This is a genomic window from Haloarcula ordinaria, assembly GCF_029338275.1.
GTDB classification, from domain to species: Archaea; Halobacteriota; Halobacteria; order Halobacteriales; family Haloarculaceae; genus Haloarcula; species Haloarcula ordinaria.
The window spans coordinates 226,515-245,743 of sequence record NZ_CP119789.1 but is presented as its reverse complement, the minus strand read 5'-3'; the positions used below and the strand labels follow the sequence as shown (position 1 = coordinate 245,743).

The 19,229-nt window shown below is 66.8% G+C and carries 19 protein-coding genes; 12 read left to right on the top strand and 7 right to left on the bottom strand.

The genetic code is table 11. The features are described from left to right. Nucleotides 1-124 precede the first annotated feature (124 nt). From P1L41_RS01320 to P1L41_RS01290, 7 genes are all read left to right on the top strand, one after another. Entirely contained in the window at nucleotides 125-1,804 is a 1,680-nt protein-coding gene (locus P1L41_RS01320; RefSeq protein ID WP_276297083.1) for a bacterio-opsin activator domain-containing protein, read from the top strand. Between the two features lie 81 nt (nucleotides 1,805-1,885). Beyond that, entirely contained in the window at nucleotides 1,886-3,856 is a 1,971-nt protein-coding gene (acs, locus tag P1L41_RS01315) for an acetate--CoA ligase (RefSeq protein WP_276297082.1), read from the top strand. A 66-nt stretch (nucleotides 3,857-3,922) separates the two neighbouring features. Then, nucleotides 3,923-4,378 carry a DUF4212 domain-containing protein gene (locus P1L41_RS01310; protein ID WP_276297081.1) on the top strand — a complete coding sequence of 152 codons (456 nt, stop codon included), beginning with the start codon at nucleotides 3,923-3,925 and terminating at the stop codon, nucleotides 4,376-4,378. Beyond that, entirely contained in the window at nucleotides 4,375-6,060 is a 1,686-nt protein-coding gene (locus P1L41_RS01305; protein ID WP_276297080.1) for a sodium:solute symporter family transporter, read from the top strand. The genes P1L41_RS01310 and P1L41_RS01305 overlap by 4 nt, the downstream gene beginning before the upstream one ends. A gap of 2 nt (nucleotides 6,061-6,062) precedes the next feature. Next, the gene (locus P1L41_RS01300) at nucleotides 6,063-6,524 is read left to right on the top strand and encodes a universal stress protein (RefSeq protein ID WP_276297079.1); all 462 of its coding nucleotides are present in this window, start codon (nucleotides 6,063-6,065) and stop codon (nucleotides 6,522-6,524) included. Between the two features lie 33 nt (nucleotides 6,525-6,557). After that, nucleotides 6,558-6,782, top strand: coding sequence for a DUF8119 family protein (locus P1L41_RS01295; protein WP_276297078.1), 225 nt, complete (start codon nucleotides 6,558-6,560; stop codon nucleotides 6,780-6,782). A gap of 76 nt (nucleotides 6,783-6,858) precedes the next feature. Beyond that, nucleotides 6,859-7,110, top strand: coding sequence for a hypothetical protein (locus tag P1L41_RS01290; RefSeq protein ID WP_276297077.1), 252 nt, complete (start codon nucleotides 6,859-6,861; stop codon nucleotides 7,108-7,110). A 52-nt stretch (nucleotides 7,111-7,162) separates the two neighbouring features. Here P1L41_RS01290 and P1L41_RS01285 read toward each other — a convergent pair whose 3' ends face one another. Next, nucleotides 7,163-8,029, bottom strand: a complete 867-nt coding sequence (locus P1L41_RS01285; protein WP_276297076.1) for a CheF family chemotaxis protein — start codon at nucleotides 8,027-8,029, stop codon at nucleotides 7,163-7,165. Nucleotides 8,030-8,083: 54 nt separating this feature from the next. Then, a complete protein-coding gene (locus P1L41_RS01280) occupies nucleotides 8,084-8,896 on the bottom strand; it encodes an undecaprenyl-diphosphate phosphatase (protein WP_276297075.1) in 813 nt (270 codons plus the stop codon). Nucleotides 8,897-9,022: 126 nt separating this feature from the next. On the opposite strand from P1L41_RS01280, the gene P1L41_RS01275 reads away from it, so the two are divergent. Then, complete coding sequence (locus tag P1L41_RS01275; protein WP_276297074.1) at nucleotides 9,023-10,132, top strand: mechanosensitive ion channel family protein; 1,110 nt, start codon at nucleotides 9,023-9,025, stop codon at nucleotides 10,130-10,132. Between the two features lie 41 nt (nucleotides 10,133-10,173). Here the strand turns inward: P1L41_RS01275 and P1L41_RS01270 are convergent, their stop codons facing one another. From P1L41_RS01270 to P1L41_RS01260, 3 genes are all read right to left on the bottom strand, one after another. Next, a complete protein-coding gene (locus tag P1L41_RS01270) occupies nucleotides 10,174-12,354 on the bottom strand; it encodes a universal stress protein (RefSeq protein WP_276297073.1) in 2,181 nt (726 codons plus the stop codon). 2 nt (nucleotides 12,355-12,356) lie between these two features. After that, nucleotides 12,357-12,812, bottom strand: coding sequence for a potassium transporter (locus tag P1L41_RS01265; protein ID WP_276297072.1), 456 nt, complete (start codon nucleotides 12,810-12,812; stop codon nucleotides 12,357-12,359). 197 nt (nucleotides 12,813-13,009) lie between these two features. Continuing rightward, nucleotides 13,010-13,507 (bottom strand): Lrp/AsnC family transcriptional regulator, encoded by a 498-nt coding sequence (locus P1L41_RS01260; protein ID WP_276297071.1) that lies wholly within the window; start codon nucleotides 13,505-13,507, stop codon nucleotides 13,010-13,012. Nucleotides 13,508-13,640: 133 nt separating this feature from the next. Between P1L41_RS01260 and P1L41_RS01255 the strand changes: the two genes are divergently transcribed. The 4 genes from P1L41_RS01255 to rnhB all read left to right on the top strand — a co-directional run bounded on the left by P1L41_RS01255 (nucleotide 13,641) and on the right by rnhB (nucleotide 16,296). Beyond that, nucleotides 13,641-14,918 (top strand): tRNA pseudouridine(54/55) synthase Pus10, encoded by a 1,278-nt coding sequence (locus tag P1L41_RS01255; protein ID WP_276297070.1) that lies wholly within the window; start codon nucleotides 13,641-13,643, stop codon nucleotides 14,916-14,918. Between the two features lie 42 nt (nucleotides 14,919-14,960). Then, nucleotides 14,961-15,197, top strand: a complete 237-nt coding sequence (locus tag P1L41_RS01250) for an antitoxin VapB family protein (RefSeq protein ID WP_276297069.1) — start codon at nucleotides 14,961-14,963, stop codon at nucleotides 15,195-15,197. A gap of 1 nt (nucleotide 15,198) precedes the next feature. Further along, entirely contained in the window at nucleotides 15,199-15,588 is a 390-nt protein-coding gene (locus tag P1L41_RS01245; RefSeq protein WP_276297068.1) for a type II toxin-antitoxin system VapC family toxin, read from the top strand. Between the two features lie 72 nt (nucleotides 15,589-15,660). Further along, nucleotides 15,661-16,296: a ribonuclease HII gene (gene rnhB, locus P1L41_RS01240; RefSeq protein ID WP_276297067.1), complete on the top strand. Its 636-nt coding sequence runs from the start codon at nucleotides 15,661-15,663 to the stop codon at nucleotides 16,294-16,296. Nucleotides 16,297-16,776: 480 nt separating this feature from the next. Here the strand turns inward: rnhB and P1L41_RS01235 are convergent, their stop codons facing one another. After that, nucleotides 16,777-18,333, bottom strand: a complete 1,557-nt coding sequence (locus tag P1L41_RS01235; protein ID WP_276297066.1) for a preprotein translocase subunit SecD — start codon at nucleotides 18,331-18,333, stop codon at nucleotides 16,777-16,779. Further along, nucleotides 18,330-19,193: a protein translocase subunit SecF gene (secF, locus tag P1L41_RS01230; RefSeq protein ID WP_276297065.1), complete on the bottom strand. Its 864-nt coding sequence runs from the start codon at nucleotides 19,191-19,193 to the stop codon at nucleotides 18,330-18,332. Before secF ends, P1L41_RS01235 begins: the two co-directional genes overlap by 4 nt. Nucleotides 19,194-19,229: the final 36 nt, after the last annotated feature.

Sequence of the window (19,229 nt, the reverse complement as noted above, 5' to 3'; positions counted from 1 at the left end):
TGTCTAGCGAAACGAAAATCGGGTGTTCTGAACGCCACTTTTCGTGTTTGAGGTGAGTATCGCGATTCGTGGGCAATTCAGCCGGCAAACTTATTTCGTATTATCCAGAAGTTCCGAAACAACGATGCCGACAACGAAGGACGTCCTCGGTACGCGGGGATACGAGCGTCTCCGGCGCGCCGCCCAGACGCACCGTGAGGACCTCGTCTTGCGCCTCGGGGCGGAGGTCGGGCTGCGGCCAGCGGAGATGACACGCGTGCGCCTGGCCGACGTCTCGAGCCACGAGGACCACTTCTTCCTCTCGGTGCGCGCCGAGGACGGCGTCGCTCGCGAGGCGTACCTGCCGGCCGAGGTGGAACACGACCTGCGGAAGTACGCGAGCGCGACCGACAGCGCCGACGACGACCCGCTGGTGCCGGTGTCGGCCCGCCGACTCCAGATGCTCGTCGGCGAGGTCGCAGACCGCGTCCCCGAAGTCGGTGACGTCTCCTCGCGGGACCTCCGCTGGCGGTTCGCCGCTGGGTTGCTCGACGACGGCGTCCCCCCGCAGGTCGTCTGTGCGCTCGGCGGCTGGGACCGCCTGGCCCGGCTCGAACCTCTGCTGGACGAGCCCGACCGCGACGCGACCGTCGCGGCGATGGCCGACGAGGACGGGACCGAGGCGTCGGCGCTGCTCCACCGGACGGTCGCCGTCGCCGCCGACGTCGGCGAGGGACTCACGCGCGCGGCGACCGGGACGGAGATCGAGCAGACGGTGTGTGACCGCCTCGCCGACACCGAGGGCTTTCGCTTCGCGTGGACGGCCGAGCGGACCGGCGACGGCCTCACGCAGAGCTGTGGCGCGGGCCTCGGCTCGGAGCGAATCCAGGCCCAGCTCGGGGAGTTCGCCGACGACCTGGGGATGGCGCTGGAGGACCACGAGACGCAGGTGGTCGAACGTAGCGACGGCGCTCTCGCGTTCGTCCCCGTCACCGGCGATACGACCGTCTCGGGCGTGCTCGCGCTCGGAACCGAGGCCCCGGTCGACGACACCGAGCGGAAGTTGCTCACCGCGCTGGGCGCACAGGTTGGCCACGCCGTGACGGCCATCGAGCGAAAGCGGCTGCTGCTTGCCGACGTCGTCACCGAACTGGAGTTCGACTGCAGCGACGCCACGGCCTTCACCGTCGGGCTCTCCGGCGAACTCGACTGCTCGGTCGACCTCTCGGGAGTCGTTCCCGTCAGCGGCCAGTCGCTGCTGTACTACCTCGTAGTCGACGGCGCGCCCGCGGCCGACGTGCTCGCCTACGCCGTCGACGACCCGACGGTCACCGATGCGCGGCTCATCGAGAACTACGGCGACGGCGCCCTGGTCGAGGTGGTCGTCAGCGCGGCCCCGGCGCTGACGCTGGTCGAGAGCGGCGCGCGGGTCTGTGACCTCTCGGTCGAGGGCGGGGCCGCGACCATCCTCGTCGACCTGCCCGGCGAGGCCGACCTCCGGCCCGTCGTCGACGCCGTCGTCGACGCATACCCCGATACGACGCTCACGGCCAAGCGCGAGGCCGAACGCCCCGTCCAGACGGACGTCGGTTTCCGCGAGCGCTTCGCCGACCGGCTGACCGACCGCCAGGAGACGGTGCTCCGGGCGGCCTACCACAGCGGCTACTTCGAGTGGCCCCGTGGAACCACCGCGGAGGAGCTGGCCGACTCGCTGGACGTCGCCTCGCCGACGCTCCACAACCACCTCAGAAAGGCCCAGCAGGCGCTGCTGACGGAGTTTTTCACCGAGACGCCGAGCCGCCGGCCGCCGTCGCTCGGCGAGTGACGCCGCCTCGAATTTCTGTCACCCTGCGAGATAGTTAGACACCCCGTTTATATGGTCGCTGTTAATTGTGAGTGATAGACCATGTCAGATGACGATGTCCAACTCGAGGCGCGACTCGAAGAACAGGAAGTCTTCGAGCCGCCGGAGTCGTTCGTCGAGCAGGCGAACGTCAACGACGAGGCGATCTACGAGGAGTTCGATGAGAACTGGCCCGACGCCTGGGAGCGTGCGGCCGAACTGCTCGACTGGGAGGAAGAGTGGGACCAGGTACTCGACGACAGCGACGCGCCGTTCTACGAGTGGTTCGTCGACGGCGAACTGAACGCCTCGGCGAACTGTCTCGACCGCCACCTCGCGGATCGCGGCGACGAGGCCGCCATCGAGTGGATCGGCGAGCTCGGCGAGAAGCGTACCTACACCTACGACGACCTCCACCGCGAGGTCAACGAGTTCGCCGCCGCGCTGCGGGACCTGGGCGTCGAGGAGGACGACGTGGTCACGATGTACATGCCGATGATCCCCGAGCTGCCCATCGCCATGCTGGCGTGTGCTCGCATCGGCGCGCCACACTCCGTCGTCTTCGCGGGCTTCTCGGCGGACGCGCTGGCGACGCGGATGGAGTCCGCGGACTCGGAGTTCCTCGTGACGTGTGACGGCTACTACCGTCGCGGCGACCCCCTGGAGCACAAGGGGAAGGCCGACGAGGGCCTCGACGACGTCGGGCACGACGTCGAGACTATCGTCGTCGACCGGCTCGACGACGACTACGACCACCCGATGAAAGCCGGCGAGCACGACTACGACGAGCTCGTCGCCGAGTACGCGGGCGCCGAGGTCGACCCGGTCACCCGGGACGCCGAGGACATGCTCTTCCTCATGTACACCTCGGGCACCACCGGCCAGCCCAAGGGCGTGAAACACACAACCGGCGGCTACCTCTCGTACGCCGCCTGGACGAGCCAGTCGGTGCTGGACATCAAGCCCGACGACACCTACTGGTGTTCGGCGGACATCGGCTGGATTACTGGTCACTCCTACATCGTCTACGGGCCGCTCGCACTCGGGACGACCACCGTGATGTACGAGGGGACGCCAGACTACCCCGACAAAGACCGCCTCTGGCAGATCGTCGAGGACTACGACGTCACTCAGCTGTACACCGCACCCACGGCGATTCGGGCGTTCATGAAGTGGGGCAAGGAGTACCCCGAGCAACACGACCTCTCGAGCCTGCGGCTGCTCGGCACGGTCGGCGAACCCATCAACCCGCGGGCCTGGAAGTGGTACTACAAGCACATCGGCCGCGAGGAGTGTCCCGTGGTCGACACCTGGTGGCAGACCGAGACGGGCGGCATGATGCTGACGACGCTGCCGGGCGTCGGGGACATGAAACCCGGCTCCGCGGGACCGCCCCTGCCGGGTATCAGCGCCGACATCGTCGACGTCGGTGGCGATCCGGTCGAGGCCGGCCGGGCGGGCTATCTCGTTGTCAACAAGCCGTGGCCCGGGATGCTCCGCACCCTCTACAAGAACGACGAGCGCTTCATCGACGAGTACTGGGACGAGTACTCCAACCCCGACCGCGACGAGTGGGTGTACTTCCCGGAGGACGGCGCGAAGATCGACGACGACGGCTACATCACCGTGCTGGGCCGCGTCGACGACGTGCTGAACGTCTCGGGACACCGCCTCGGGACCATGGAGATCGAGAGCGCCATCGTCGGCGTCGAGGGCGTCGCGGAAGCGGCCGTCGTCGGAGGGAACCACGAGATAAAGGGCGAGGCGGTGTACGCCTACGTCATCACCGAAGACGGCTACGACGAGACCGAGGAGTTGCGCGACCGCATCATCGAGGGCGTCGAGGACGCCATCGGCCCCATCGCACGGCCGGAGCAGGTCATCTTCACCCCCGAGCTGCCCAAGACTCGGTCGGGCAAGATCATGCGCCGCCTGCTCGAGGACATCGCCAACGGCGACGAACTGGGTAACACCAGCACGCTGCGCAACCCCGACGTCGTCGAGGACATCGAGGCGAAGGTCCGGGGCGACTGAACGCGCCCGGGACTGCGGTTTCATCGGACGAACCACAGACACGATTCGACACGACACAAAGCACACATGACAGATATTGACTCGCACACCGATTCCGGAGACGAATCGCTGGCTCCGGACGGTGGCACGACACAGGCCGCACAGCAACACAGAGAGACCAACTACCTCGACAGGGAGGTGAACATCCTCAAGCCCAGCACCGCGTTCATGCGCGACCACCTCAGGATCGTGTGGACCGGGTTCATCGTCTGGGCGCTCATCGTCTTCGGTCCGGTGACGGCGACGGCCGTCGCCCCCGAAGCGATGCAGATGATTGTCCCCGGCCTCGGCTTCCCGCTGCACTACTTCCTGGTCGCCTTCGGTGCCCCGACCGGGGCGCTCGTGCTCGCGGCGGTCTACGCCCGCCAGCGGGACAAGCTCGACCAGAAGTACGGCATCGACCACAGCCAGACCGGGGCTGGAATGGACGACGAGGACGCGACCGGTGAGACTGCGGCGGCCGACGGAGGGGTCGCGGAATGACGGTGCCACTGCAGGCGGAGGCGCTGGACATCTCGTTCAAGCTCCTGCCCGCCATCATCGTCTTCCTGATGATGGCCTCGTTCCTCGTCATCGGCTATCTCTTCAAGGTGGCCGACACCGAGGGCATGTGGGTCGCGGGCCGCGGCATCGGGAACATCGAGAACGGCATGGCCATCGGTGCGAACTGGATGTCCGCCGCGTCGTATCTCGGGCTGGCCGGGCTAGTCGCGCTCGCGGGCTTCTACGGCCTGGCGTTCATCGTCGGCTGGACGACCGGCTACTTCGTCCTGCTCATCTTCCTGGCGGCCCAGATGCGCCGCTTCGGGAAGTACACCGCACCGGACTTCGTCGGTGACCGGTTCAACTCGCCCACCGCACGGGCGCTGGCCGCGTTCACGACGCTGCTCATCGCGTACGTCTACTCCGTCGGGCAGGCTCGCGGCATGGGCCTGGTCGGCCAGTACGTCTTCGGTCTGGACATCATCCCGATGATCGTCGTGATGATGACCATCACCGTCGGCTACCTGGCGCTGTCGGGGATGCTGGGCGCGACGAAGAACATGGCCGTCCAGTACGTCATCCTCATCATCGCGTTCCTCGCGGGCGTCTACGTCGTCGGCTGGACGCAGGGCTACTCGACGGTGCTCCCGCAGATCGAGTACGGCGCGCTCTTCAGCGAGCTCGGCCGACAGTTCTCCGAGCCGTTCACCGGCGGGAACACCTACTACCTGTGGGTCGCGACGGCGTTCTCGCTCATCTTCGGGACCTGTGGTCTCCCGCACGTCCTGGTGCGGTTCTACACGGTCGAGTCCGAGCGGACCGCCCGCTGGTCGACCGTCTGGGGGCTGTTCTTCATCCTCCTGCTGTACTGGGCCGCCCCCGCGATGGCGGCCTTCGGCGTCGACCTGTTCGCGTCGGTCAACGACATCTCCCCCGAGGCCGTCTTCACGGGCGAGCAGGCGATGACCGGGGCGGAAGGCGACGTCATCGTCGTCCTGGCCGCGCAGTTCGCCAACCTGCCGTCGTGGTTCGTCGGCCTCGTCGCCGCCGGCGCGATGGCTGCGGCGATCGCGACGACTGCGGGGCTGTTCATCACTGCCTCGTCGGCCGTCGCCCACGACATCTACACCGAACTCGTCAACCCCGACGCGACCCAGCGCCAGCAGATCCTCATCGGTCGCGCGACCATCATCGGCATCGGTGCGCTGGTCACCGTGACCGCGTTCAACCCGCCGGCGCTCATCGGCGAACTGGTCGCCTACGCGTTCTCGCTCGCGGGCACCGTCCTGTTCCCGATGTTCTTCCTCGGGCTCTGGTGGGAGAACACCAACCGACAGGGCGCGCTAGCCGGCATGTCGGTCGGCCTGCTCCTCTGGATCGGCTCCATCGTCAACAGCGTGCTGCCCAACTACATCGGCGCCCTCGGCGCGGCGGCCGGTGAGGGTGGTGCGCTCGTCCCCATCTACGCACAGTACGTCCCACCGATCGGCGCGGCGCTGGTCGGCACGCCGCTCGTGTTCATCGTCACCATCGTCGTCTCGATGCTGACGCCCGAACCCGACCTCGAGACCAAGCAGCTGGTCCGGCAGTGTCACAGCCCCGAGCCGATGGGACAGCAACAGTCCGCCGAAGACATCGTGAGTAGTTCCGGTGGCAGCGGCGGCGCCCCCTCTGACGACTAACAATGTACGACCATATCCTCATCCCAACGGACGGTAGCAACGTCGCGGAAGTCGCGGTCGACCACGCGATCGACCTCGCCCGCAAGTACGACGCCACACTCCACGCGCTGTACGTCGTCGACATCGACGCGGTCAACCTCGGGCTCGGTACCGAGCAGGTCGACCGCATCCGCCAGGGCCACTTCGGCGACATGGAAGAGCTGGAGGAGAAGGCCAACGCAGCCACCGGCGCCGTCGCCGACGCGGCCGCCGAACACGGACTCGACGTCGTCGAAGACGTCCGCGTCGGTCGGCCCCACTCGGTCATCGCCGACTACGCCGAGGCCAACGATATCGACATCGTCGTCATGGGCAGTCACGGCCGCTCCGGCGTCAAGCGTGCGCTGCTCGGGAGCGTCACCGAACGCGTCCTGCGCTCGACGCATCGACCGGTCCTGGTCGTCGACGAACACGGCGAGGACTGAGCCGATGCTGCCGACCCACTGCGGAGGGCACCGGTGAGCCGACTCGAAGCCATCGGCCGGCACATCCAGGAGCACCGCTCGGGGATGGTCGTCGACATGGTGTTCGCCATCGCGTGGGTGACCGTCGTCACCGTCGTCCTCGACGTCCTCATGGGCGCGCCGCAGTGGCTCTACTACCTCACGCTGCTGGGCGGCATCGTCGCGTACTACGGGTTCTTCTGGACCCTCGATGCGGTGACGGCGGGCGGAGACGAGTGACGCGACGGCCGGCTCATCGCCTCAGTTAACGTAACTAGGCACACCCGATACAACCGGGGCGGTCTTTCTCCCTCGTATGAACTCTTCGGACACCATCTACCGGAGTGACACCGGTCGCTACTACAGCCCCCTCGAACTGTGGCGCCGCCTGGAGGCGGGCGAATGGACCCCCATCAACTGGGACGAGGACTCCGAGAAGGAGTGGGTCGAGACCCGGGACGGCGACATGCTGGAGCTGACACCCGTCGCCCCGTCGTCGCTCCCCCCCGACGTCTCCCTCGTCGAGACGGACTACGGCGTCGCCGTCGAGGGCGAGGAAGCCCTCTGAGACGGTCGCCGTTCCGCTTCTCGAGGGTCGCTCCCTTCGGTCGCGTCCCTCGCTACTGCTCACTCATCGCTTCACTCGCCATATTCCGCCCCTGCGCGTTCAGCGAGACCTCCGTCCGGGTCCGGACCTTGTCGACGGCGCCGACGTCCAGCAGTTTCTGGTAGATCTCTTCGACCTCGTCCGGGCCGATGCCGACGAAGTCGGCCATCTCGAACGGCGAGACACCGGAGTACAGCCCCATCAGCACCTGGCTCTCTAGGTCCGTGAGCTCGTAGTCGTCCTCGCGCTGGTCGACCACCCGCGAGAAGAGCGTCTCGAGGGCGTTCGTGTGGTGGGGCATGCCGGAGAGGTGCGTCTCGACGCTACGGTCCTCCTCGTCGGTGTGTTCGACCTCGATGACCTGGCGGAGCTCGCCCAGGACGGTACTCTCGCTGGTCTCGATGGTCCCGACGTCCGCCACCTCGAAGGCCGTCGACCCGCCGTCGGGGAACTGCAGGCGGACCATGTCGTCGTCGAGTCTGAACCGGGCTTTCGTCCACTCGGCCTCGTCCTGGACCACGCCCCCGACGACCGCGGGGTCCCGTGCAAGGATGACCTTGCCGTGGAGCGTCGCCCGACAGTACGCCGTCTGGAAGTCGTCGACGTTCCCGGCGTCGACGACGAGCACGTTGTCTCCAATCTCCAGCACCGTCGTGTTGCTCGGGAGGCCGTCGGGGACGACGGACTCGGGGTCGCTCGGGATGGATATCTTCGAGTGCGGTATCTGTTGCTTGTTGCCGTTCGTGGCCAGAACGAGCCGCTTGTTGGTGACGACGAAGCGGCAGGATTGCCACTGGGGGGCCGCGACCGGGTCGCCGTTCCGGACGACGTACTGGACGTCGCCGGACGCGTCAACGACCTTCTGTTCGTCACCACTCATGGCCGCAACTACGGGAGAGTTGTCGCCGGACGATATATAACTTCCATCGTGTTCTTAGAGCGCGACGAGGAGGCCACCGACGACGCCGAGGCCGCCGAAGACCGTACAGACCGCCCAGAACGGTACCTGGCGGACCAGTCGAACGAGTGCGCCGACGGTCAGGTAGCCGACGACGGCGCTGACTGCAAGCGCGACGACCGCTCCGACCGGTTCGATGGCCGGCACGCCGTCGTCGACGAGAATGAGCGCGTTCGCCGCCAGCGCGGCTGGGATGGAGAGCAGAAAGGAGAGGCGAAGGGACGACTCGCCCTCGTGGCCCCGCAGGAGCAGCGCGCTGACGGTGGTCCCCGACCGCGAGATCCCGGGGAGGATGGCCAACCCCTGGAGGACGCCGACGAAGACGGCGTCGAGCCAGTTCGGAATCTCGCGCTCGCCCAGCGAGAGCGCCGCCGCGAAGCGCTGGACGAGGCCGGTGACCACGAGCAGGCCGCCGACGAGCGCCAGGAAGAGTCCCCCTTCGAGCTCGGATACGGCGGCGTCCAGCAGCGCGTACGCCGGCAGGCCCGTGACGCCGGTCGCGAGCGTCGCGACGACGATGAAAGAGAGGTCGGCCGTCTCGTCGGCGAACGGCCGTCGCGAGAGCTCGCGGACGGAGTCGACGATGTCGCGGACCTCGCGTCGGTAGTAGACGACCGCCGAGATGGCCGTTCCGGCGTGCAAGAAGAGCGCGAGCCGGGTCGCTGCGGCCGGCGAGACGCCCGTGAGCGCCGTCGACGCCAGGGCGACCCCGCCCTCGCTGGAGACCGGAATCCACTCCAGCACCCCCTGGAGGATTCCGAGCACGACGGCGACCAGAATCGGGTTCATATGCACGGTGCAGTCGGTTGGGGGACAAAGGCGGTTCGGTTTCGCGGACGTCCCCGGACTCCCAGCGGGCCGGGGCGTTCGCCACTGGTGCGTCCAGTATTTATACCGTGGTGTTCATTAGTTGATATGCAACTGGATAGCGCTCTCCTCGACGCGCTGGCGGCCCTGCCGGTCTGGCAGGGGTTCACGCTGCTCGTCGTCTCCGGGCTCTTCCTCGCCGCACTGGTCAACGTCCTCGGCGACCGGTACATGCGGCGGGTGACCGAGCGCATCGACGGCGAGGTCGACGACATCGTCCTGCGGGCGGTCCACACCGGCCTGTATCTCACGCTCGCGGTCGGCGGCCTGTACGCCGGGACGCAGGTGTACGAGGTGTCGCCGGACGTCGCCGTCCCGCTCGAAGCGGGGACGCTGTCGGTCGTCATCGTCGTCTGGATGCTCCTGCTCATCCGGACCGGCCGGCGGGTCTCGAGTCGCATCACCGACAGCCGCTACATCGACCGGCAGGTCGTCCCCATCCTCCAGAACGTCTGGAGCGCGCTGGTCTCCGGGCTCGGCATCTTCCTGCTGCTCGTCCTCTGGGACATCGACGTCACGCCGCTGCTGGCGTCGGCCGGCGTCATCGGTATCATCGTCGGCCTGGCCGCCCGCGACACGCTCGCGAACTTCTTCGGGTCGCTGTCGCTGTACCTCGATGGCACCTACAAGGTCGGCGACTTCGTCGTCCTCGAGACTGGTGAACGGGGCCGCGTCGAGGACATCTCTGTCCGCTCGACGGTCATCCGGACTCGCGACGACATCCTCGTCACCGTCCCGAACGCGACGCTGAACAGCGCCGCCATCGTCAACGAGTCGACGCCGAAGCGAAAGCGCCGCATCCGCGTGCCCATCGGTGTCGCCTACGGGAGCGACATCGACCAGGTCGAAGCGATTCTGTTGGACGTCGCCGAGTACGAGGACCTGGTCATCGAACGACCGAAGCCACGCGTCCGGTTCCGCGAGTTCGGCGGGTCGTCGCTGAACTTCGAGTTGCTGTGCTGGGTGTCGAACCCGGCGTTGACAGCGCGCGCGACCCACAAGCTCAACAGTGAAATCTACCACCGGTTCCAGGCCGAGGGCGTCGAGATTCCCTTCCCGCAGCGCGACGTCTCGCTTTCGGTGGCCGACGTGCCCGGTGACCTGTTCGGACGTGAGTCGACCGAAGTACCGACCGACGCCGGCCGCGACGAGACCTGACCCGGCGGTGGTGCACCACGCCCCGGTCGTTCGTCGAACGGTTAGAAGAACGCCCGTTCGAGCAGTCGGCGCGAGAACGGCGGGCGGAGCGACTCGTGGGGATAGACCGTGACGGTCGTACACCCCGGATTCGGAATCGTCGGCCGGTCGTCGAACAACACGTGTCGCAGTCGGTGGTCGGCCCCGCGACGGACGAGCAGGTCGGTGCGCCGGAGCTGTCCGCCGTCGGTCCTGACCGACTCGGTTCGAACCGGAACCGAGAGCAGCTCGGTGAGGTCGGACTGGTAGTCGTCCCGCGTCCGTGCGTGGCGGTCGGTGCGGTCGTGGTCGGCCACCTCCCACAGCGAGATTCCACCGCCGTTGGCACTGGCGACCGACTCCGCGATGTTCACCGCCAGCGGTGGATACGGCCCGCCGTCGCCCGTGAGCGCGATCTGTTCCGCTCGCTCGTAGCCGAGATTGTCGACGAGGAGGACGTCACACGGCGCGTGTCTGACGACCCAGTCGATCGGGTCGCCGAACAGCCGCGAGCGCAGCCGGAGCGGTTCGTGTTCGGCCAGTATCGCGTCCACGCCCCTGTGTTCGGCGAAGTTGACGATGGCGTGTTTCGTGTCGTGACTGACGATCTCGTCGGCCTCGACGTCGACGTCGAACTCGGCTGCGAGCGTCGCCGCCCGCGTCTCGAACGCGATGTCAGAGGACGACTGGACGGTCGCGTTCTCGGTCAGCGGCGCCTGGTCGGGTATCTCCTCGAAGCGCACGACTACGACCTGGCCGTCGTCACCCCGGACGACGTCCGCAGCGAGGCCGACGAGCGCGCGCTCGCGTCGCTCGTCTACGTCTTTCGTGAGCGCGACGAGCACCTCGCGGGTCGCGTCCGCGGGCCCGGACTCGATGTCGGTGAGCGCACTCCGGCCGACCTGCCGCCGGATCGCGTCCGTCGCGACGCCCTCCCGGCGGACGCGCGGGCGGACGTAGAGCACGTACCAGACGACGCTGCCAAGCGTGATGAGCGCGGCACCGGCCAGGGCGACGGTCCCCATCTGCGTCAGCAGCGCCACGCCGGTGACGGCCCCGAAGATCTGCACCCACGGGTACAGCGGGGACGTGAACTCGGGCTCGTACTCCGCGCTCCCCTCGCGGAACGCGACGAGCGCCACGTTGATGAGTCCGAACACCATAATCTGGAAGGCGCTGGCGAGTTTCGCGATCTCCAGAATCGGAACGAACGCGATGAGCACGAGCAACACTGCACCCGTGAGGGTGATCGAGGTCACCGGGGTTCCGAACCGCTCGCTGACCGACGAGAGCGACGGCGGCGCCAGGTTGTCCCGACTCATCGCGAACGGATAGCGCGACGAGGAGAGGATACCGGCGTTGGCCGTCGAGATGAGCGCGAGGATGGCTGCGAGGATGACGGCGACGACCCCGGCCTGTCCGAGCGTCACCTCCGCGGCGACGGCGACCGGGGTCAGCGACCCGGCGACGGTGCCGGGGTCCGTTATCCCGACCAGGACGGCGACGATTGCCACGTACAGCACGGTCGTGAACGCCAGCGACCCGAGGATGCCGAGCGGGATGTTCCGGCCGGGGTCTTCGACCTCTTCGGCGACGCTCGCGACCTTCGTGACGCCTGCGTAGGACACGAAGACCAGCCCGGTCGCCGCGAGCAGGCCACCGACGCCGGCGTCGAAGAAGTCGACGTAGTTGGCCGACTGCACGCTGGTCGCGCTTCCGGCGGCGAACCAGCCGAGCGCCGCCAGCATGACGACGACGATGGCGACCTGGAGTCGCCCCGTCTGTTTCGCGCCGAACAGGTTCACCAGTATCAACACCGCCGCCAGACCCAGCGCGACGGGTTTCAGCGGCAGGTCGAACAGCAAGAGCAGGTACGGGACGCCGCCGACGAGCGCGAGCGCGCCCTTGAACGACAGCGAGAACCACGTCCCGACCCCGGCGACGGTTCCGAGCAACGGCCCCATCCCGCGTTCGATGTAGATGTACGTCCCACCTGCCTCGGGCATCGCAGTCGCCATCTCCGATTTCGAGAGGGCGGCCGGAACGACCAGCAGGCCCGCGAGTGCGTACGCGAGAATGACAGCTGGACCGGCGATTTCGAGCGCGAGTGCCGGCAGGATGAAGATGCCGCTCCCGATCATCGCACCGATGCTGATGGCGAGTACGGACGGGAGACCGAGGTCTCGTTCGAGGTCCTTCGTCATCGTCAGACGGATTCGGCTTCGCCGAGCGTCGTTTCGACCGTGCGCTGCAGTTCAGTAGCGAGGCAGGTCGACCCGCAGACGACCGCCGAAGCGAGGTCCGCGATGGCATCGCGGCGCTGTGGGTCGTTGAGGAGGACGACGACGGAGTCGATATCGAACTGCGTCCGGAGCAACTGCGTCACCAGGAGTGCCCGCCGGTCAGACCGCAGTGCAACGACTGCAGCGGCGGCGTCTGTCGCACCCTGTAAGGTATCGACCGCGGTCAGGTCACCGACTGTCACCCGAACGCCGTCGGGCACCTGCCCGGCGACACCCGCGTGGTCAGTGACGAGACGGACGTCGACGCTATCGTACGCGGTGGCGAGCGCAGCGCCGACGTGCCAATCGCTGACGACGGCGAGTCGGGGCGGTCCTGCAGTGCGAGCGAGTGCGTCTCGAAGGGATGTTCGAAGCGTCATGGGATGAGGGTCGGCGGCGAGCGGGTGTGAGTGGCACGCGAGTCGCCGACACAGGGTCGGGCGGACCGACTGCGTCGAGGGACCTGCCGGTCTCGTCACACATCGCCTCCATTTCGAACTCAGTTCCGAATGCGGATAAATCTATAGTTATTATTCCGCATCGGAATTAAAACACCTAGAATATCAGGTCGGCGGAATCAAGACTGTTCGGTCGCGCTCCTCACTTCGTCGACGCCGAAGAGGTGGAACGGCCGCGTGTACTCGTTGCGGATGAGGTCTTCGTCGACCACTTCGAGCCCGATGTCGTTGAGGTCCCGACCGATGCGGCTGAGGTCGTTCCCGTCGGTGCCGACCACTTCGACGTGGACGTTGTCCGCACCGGTCATGACCTCCCGGATGGCGACGACGCCCTCCACGTCGAGGGCACGCTGTGCGATCTCCTCGCGTTCGTGAATCGGGGCGGTACAGACGATGAGTGTATGTAGCTGGTAGCCGGCGGCCTCGTAGTCGACGTCGACGTCGTACCCGCGGATGACGTCGGCTTCCTCCAGTTTCGAGATGCGGTTCCGGACGGTGCGGGCCGAGACGTCGAGCGACTCCGCGATTTCACTGGCGGAGGTGTGCCGAGCGTCCTGCTGCAGGGCGTAGATGATACGCCGGTCGAGGTCGTCGATGGGGTACTCCGGGTCGGTCATAGCGTCCGATTCGGGAGGGTCGGTACAAAAAGTCGTGGTCGGGTGTGTGAACGGACGCGGAGGTCCTACCGCAACCAGTGCAAGTCCACAGGAGGTCGAAACGCAGTTACGGACCCGCCGCATCACCCCGACAATGACGATACTCGAGGACGCCCGTGCCGCGCTGGAGACCGGGCCGCTCTGTGACTCCTGTCTGGGTCGCCTCTTCGCCGACCGCAGTTTCGGCCTCGCGAACGCCGAACGGGGCCACGCCCTCCGGGTAACGCTCGCCCTGGAAGCCGACGACCCCTTCGAACCCGACGAGGACTGCTGGGTCTGCGAGACGGAAACCGACCGCGTCGACTGGTGGGCCGAACAGGCCGCCACCGCCGCCCGCGGCTACGACTTCGCGACTTACCAGGTCGGGACGCGCGTCCCGCCGCTCTTAGAGGAGAACGACGCCTTGCTCCGCGAGGACGTCGGCCTCGAGGAGGACGCCGGCGAGGCGCTGAAGACGGAGTTCAACCGCGAGGTCGGCAAGCGCATCGGCCAGCGCACCGGCGCGGAGGTAGATTTCGGTCGCCCGGACGTCCAGTTCACGCTCGACCTGGCGACCGACGAGGTCGACGTGCAGGTCAACTCCGCGTTCGTCTACGGCCGCTACCGGAAGCTCGAGCGGGACATCCCCCAGACGAAGTGGCCCTGTAACGACTGCAACGGCACCGGTATGTGGCAGGGCGAGCCCTGCGAGGGGTGTGACGGCAGCGGCTACCGCTACGACGAGAGCGTCGAGCAGCTCTCGGCTCCCGTCGTCCTGGAGGCGATGGACGGCGAGAGCGCGACGTTCCACGGCGCGGGCCGCGAGGACGTCGACGCGCTGATGCTCGAATCCGGCCGCCCCTTCGTCATCGAGGTCGACGAACCCCGGGTCCGCGACGTGGATACCGACCAGCTGGAGCGCGACGTCAACGACTTCGCCGACGGGAAGGTCGAGGTCGAGGGCCTGCGCCTCGCGACCTACGAGATGGTCGAGCGCGTGAAGGAACTGGAGGCATCGAAGACCTACCGGATGGACGTCGAGTTCGACGCACCGGTGGCGGCCGACGACCTGCAGGCCGCGTTCTCGGAGCTCACCGGCGCGACCATCCACCAGGAGACACCCCAGCGCGTCGCCCACCGTCGGGCCGACCTCACACGGACGCGCGAGGTCTACGACGCGTCCGGTGAACTCCTTGACGACCGCCACGCCGACCTCCGCATCCACGGCGCTGGCGGCCTCTACGTGAAGGAACTCGTCTCCAGTGACGAGGGACGGACGGAGCCGAGTCTGGCCGGACTCCTCGGCGTCGGGGCCGAGGTGACCGCGCTGGACGTCGTCGACGTCGAAGGCGAGGACGAACCGTTCGACAAGGCGCAGTTCCTGCTGGAGTGAGCGGCGAAAGTTATTCCCTCGTCTGCATACAACTGTATGCACATGTCGAAGAGCATCCGCCTCTCCGAAGACGCGTACGAGCGTCTCGCCGCGCATAAACGGGACGACGAGACGTTCTCGGACGTGGTTTTGCGACTCGCGGGTGAACGGTCACTTCTCGAACTCGCTGGAATTCTCAGCGACGAGGAAGCCGACGCGCTCAGGGACGCCGTCGAGGAACGTCGAGAACGACGGAATGAGGAACTGGAAGAAACTGCAGGGGACCTGAGGCGGGTGTAACGTGCTTCTGGATACCTCGTTTTTAATCGACTTGATGAACGGGGACGAGGCTGCCGTCGAGAAGGCGAGAGAACTGGAAAAAGACCTCGTTCAACAGCGTCTCTCGACGATGACGGTCTTCGAACTCTACTACGGGGTGGCAAGGGCGATGGAATCAGAAGCCGAACAGGAGAAGGTCGAATCCGTGCTCGACTCGAAACCGACACACTCCGCTGATACTGCAGTTATGCAGAAGGCTGGCCGCCTCGCTGGGGAACTGATGAACGATGGGAACGCAATCGGCGATGGGGACGTCATCATTGCTGCGACCGCAGACATCGTCGAAGAACCGGTTCTCACGCGCAACGTAGACGACTTCGAACGGTTGGGAGTAGATATCGAGACGTACTGAACCGTCGTCACCAACGACAGTTCGGTGCACGCCACCGCAACGACTATTTTCCCGCCCTCGAACCGACCAGCCATGCGATTCGGCGTCGACGAGGCCGGCAAGGGCCCCGTCCTCGGGTCGATGTTCGCCGCCGCGGTCAGGGCCGACCCCGCGGCGCTCCCCGAGGGCGTGGGCGACTCGAAGGGTATCGCGCCGGCGCGCCGCGAGGAGCTGGACCGGGCGGTTCGAGCGACAGCCGACGCCGTCGCCGTCGCAGAAATTCCGGTCGCGCGCATCGATGACCCCGAGACGGACATGAACACGTTGACCGTCGACGCCCACGGCGAAGCGCTCGGTGGGGTCGCGACCGAGGGGCTCGCGGGTATGGTCGACGCCGGTGACACCGACGCCTCACGGTTCGGTCGGCGTGTGGCCGACCGGCTCGACGTGTCGGTCGAGATTCGGGCAGAACACGGCGCCGACGAGACGGACCCGCTAGTGGGGGCGGCGTCCATCGTCGCGAAAGTGGCCCGCGACGCACACGTCGACGGGCTGGCCGAGGCACACGGTTCGGTTGGGTCCGGCTATCCGAGCGACCCCACGACCCGCGACTTTTTGGCCGACTACGTCGCCGAACACGGGACGCTGCCGGACTGCGCCCGGACCTCGTGGTCGACGTGTGCGGACGTGCTCGCCGCTGCCGAGCAGTCGTCGCTAGGCGACTTCTGAGCGCCGTCGGCGAAGGAAGTGAATCGAAGAATCCGCGGAAGCGGTTTGGACCTGGACGGCAGATGTTTTCGACAACCCGTTCGGCCCTGCTGGCACGTGTGCCACCGTTCAGCCGGGCTTCCACCGGCGTTGCCGTTTGACGGGCTTTAGCTGGGCTCTCACCAGCCTTGGCGGCGTACCAGGTTCCCGAGCGCCGTTCACACGACGTCCGGTACTTGGCCTTCACACCGTTCCGGCCGGCCGGAGCGGTTGTGGGCTGTGGCGGTTCTGCTTCAGAGCGTTAACCTCGGAATCCTGTTACGGATCGCTTGGTTGTTGCCCCCAACGCATCCCGTCTCCTCCTGTACGGATGGTCTGAGATGCGTCGTCCAGTGTGTCCCCGCGTTCCAGCGGGAAGTGAATATAGGACGGCAGGGATAATAAATCATTCTATCAATATTTTGGACTGATTGACACGAACGCGGAACCCCCGGCTTCGGCTCAGTCCTCGTCCAGCACGAGGTTCCGGAGGATGTCCCCGTAGGCCGGCCGGGTGACCAGCACCCCGAGGAGGACGCCGACGATGGTGATGATGGCGAACCCGGAGAGGTCACCTAGGGGGAGCGCCACCAGTGGACTCATCGCGACGATGGTCGTCGCCGCGGCCGCGCCGATGACCCAGAACGCCTTGCGGAAGCGGCTCTCGAAGACGCGCCCGGTCCGGACCTCCCCTTGCTGGAGGATCTCGTCGCCGATGATGATGAGGTCGTCCACCCCCGTCCCGATGACGGCGATGAACCCGGCCAGGTGTGAGAGGTTGAGTGGGTACTGGACGAACGAGACGAAGCCGAGCAACAGGAACACCTCGGAGAGCGCGGTGACGACCATCGGGGCCGCGACCTCAATGCGCCCGTAGCGGACGTACACCACGATGCTGACCGCGATGACCGCCAGGATACCCGTGATCAGCGAGTTCTGCTGGAAGCCCTCCGCGAGCGCGGGGTCCAGCGAGAGGCTGTCGTCGTTCTCGAAGTCCAGCGGCGCGGGCAGGCGGCCGGACTTCAGGCTGAGTTCGACCTCGCGGGCCTCCTCCATCGAACTCGTCGACATCACGAACGTCGGGTCGTTGACGAAGTCACCGTTGGCGAAAGACTCGCCGAGGCCCTGCGTGACCGGCGCGACGAAGACCGGCTCGCCGTTCAGCGTCGCGACGATACAGCGTTCGTTTCCGTTGAGGCTGCTCGGGTTACTGTGGTTGTAGTTGTTCGGGTTACAGACGGTCTGGCTGTCGAAGCCGTTCGTCGCCATCGTGGTGGCGAATTCTTCGGCGGCGCTCTCCTCGACAGTGACCGGGACGCCCGGCCCCGAGTCGCTCTCGCGGGCGGTCCCGATGCCGGCGAACTCGTCCTGGTCGAGCACCTGCTCGCGGACGTGGCTGCCGTTCTCGACGGGATAGACGGCGTAGACGCGGACGACACCCCGCTCCTCGAGGATACTGACGAGCTCGCCGCGGTCACGGTCGGGCGCGGTGATGCTGATGAACGTCTGGCCGCCGGGCACCGCGACTTCCTGGACTGACCCGCCGCTGAGCGCCGACTCGGTGATGCGGCGCTGGACGCTGTCGACCACCTGGCTTCGGGTCTCGTCGGTGACGCCGTCGCGTATCGTCTCCGGCTGGTAGCCCTCCGCTTCCAGTGCGGCCCGGAACTCTGACTCGGTGACGTTCCGCGCGAACACCTCGACGGTCTGTGTCTCGTTCGAGGCACGGACGTCGATGGGGTCGACGCCGAGGTCGGCGGCGACGGCTTCGGTCACGTCCGATTCGTCTTGGAAGCCGACGGCCACGCCCTCCGCGGTCATGCCGACGACGGGCGCGCGGATGCGGGTCCCGCCGCTGAGCTGGATACCGAACTGGAGGTTGGTCAGCTGTCCCTCGGCGGCCGCCCCCTCGTCGGGCGTCGCGCCGGGCGGCGTGCCGGGGACGAACAGCGCGACGGCGCTCACGAGCAGGAGGACGACCAGCAGCGCGATGCGCCAGTTCTCGCGGAGCGCGCTCATCGGTTCACCCCCTCGTACTTGTACCAGCGAAGCAGCGTGACGTTGAGCATGTAGGTGTTCATCAGGTCCGCGGAGAGTCCGAGGACGAGCACGAGGCCGATGTCGGCCATCAGGTCGATACCGAACAGTGTCGCGGTGACGGCCATCACGGCCATCGCGGCGATGGACGTGACTGTCATCGTCACCCCGGTCCGCATCGCGCGGTATGTCGACTCGTAGAAGCCGCCCGACCGGCGGAGCACGTGGTTGTTCAGCAGGATGTCCGAGTCCACGCTATACCCGATGAGCATCAGGAGCGCGGCGACGATACCAAGCGAGAGTTTGATCCCCAGTACGTTCATCACAGCGAGGGGGATCACGATGTCCGAGAACGCCGAGATGACGATGGCGATGCTCGGGACGAAGGTCCGGAAGAAGACGAACGCGAGCAGACTCATGCCGCCGAAGGCGACGGCGAGGCCGAGTACCGCGAGCCGCCGGTTCTCCTCGCCGAAGATGGGCGAGGTCGACCCGCTGCCCAGCACGGTCATCCCGTCGGCCGCCTCGGCGCTGTCGCGGATGTCGTCGATGTCAGACGACTCGAACGTGATGATGTAGCGGTTCTCGGCCTGTTCGATGCCCTGAACGGACGAGACGGGCTCGTCGAAGGTGGCGCGAATCTCTTCCTGTGACAGCGTCGTCTCCACCGTAATCTCCGACCCGCCAGTGAAGTCGATGCCATAGGTGACCGGGGCGCCGGTCACGACCCACCAGCCACCGATGACCGCGAGCGCCAGCACCAGCACCGCCAGCGGTATCGCCACCAGCTGGCGGTTCGTGTACTGGGTGTAATCGACCTCCGGGACCTCGTACTCGACCATGCGCGACGGTGTGGTACGACTCCGAATAAGCCTTCT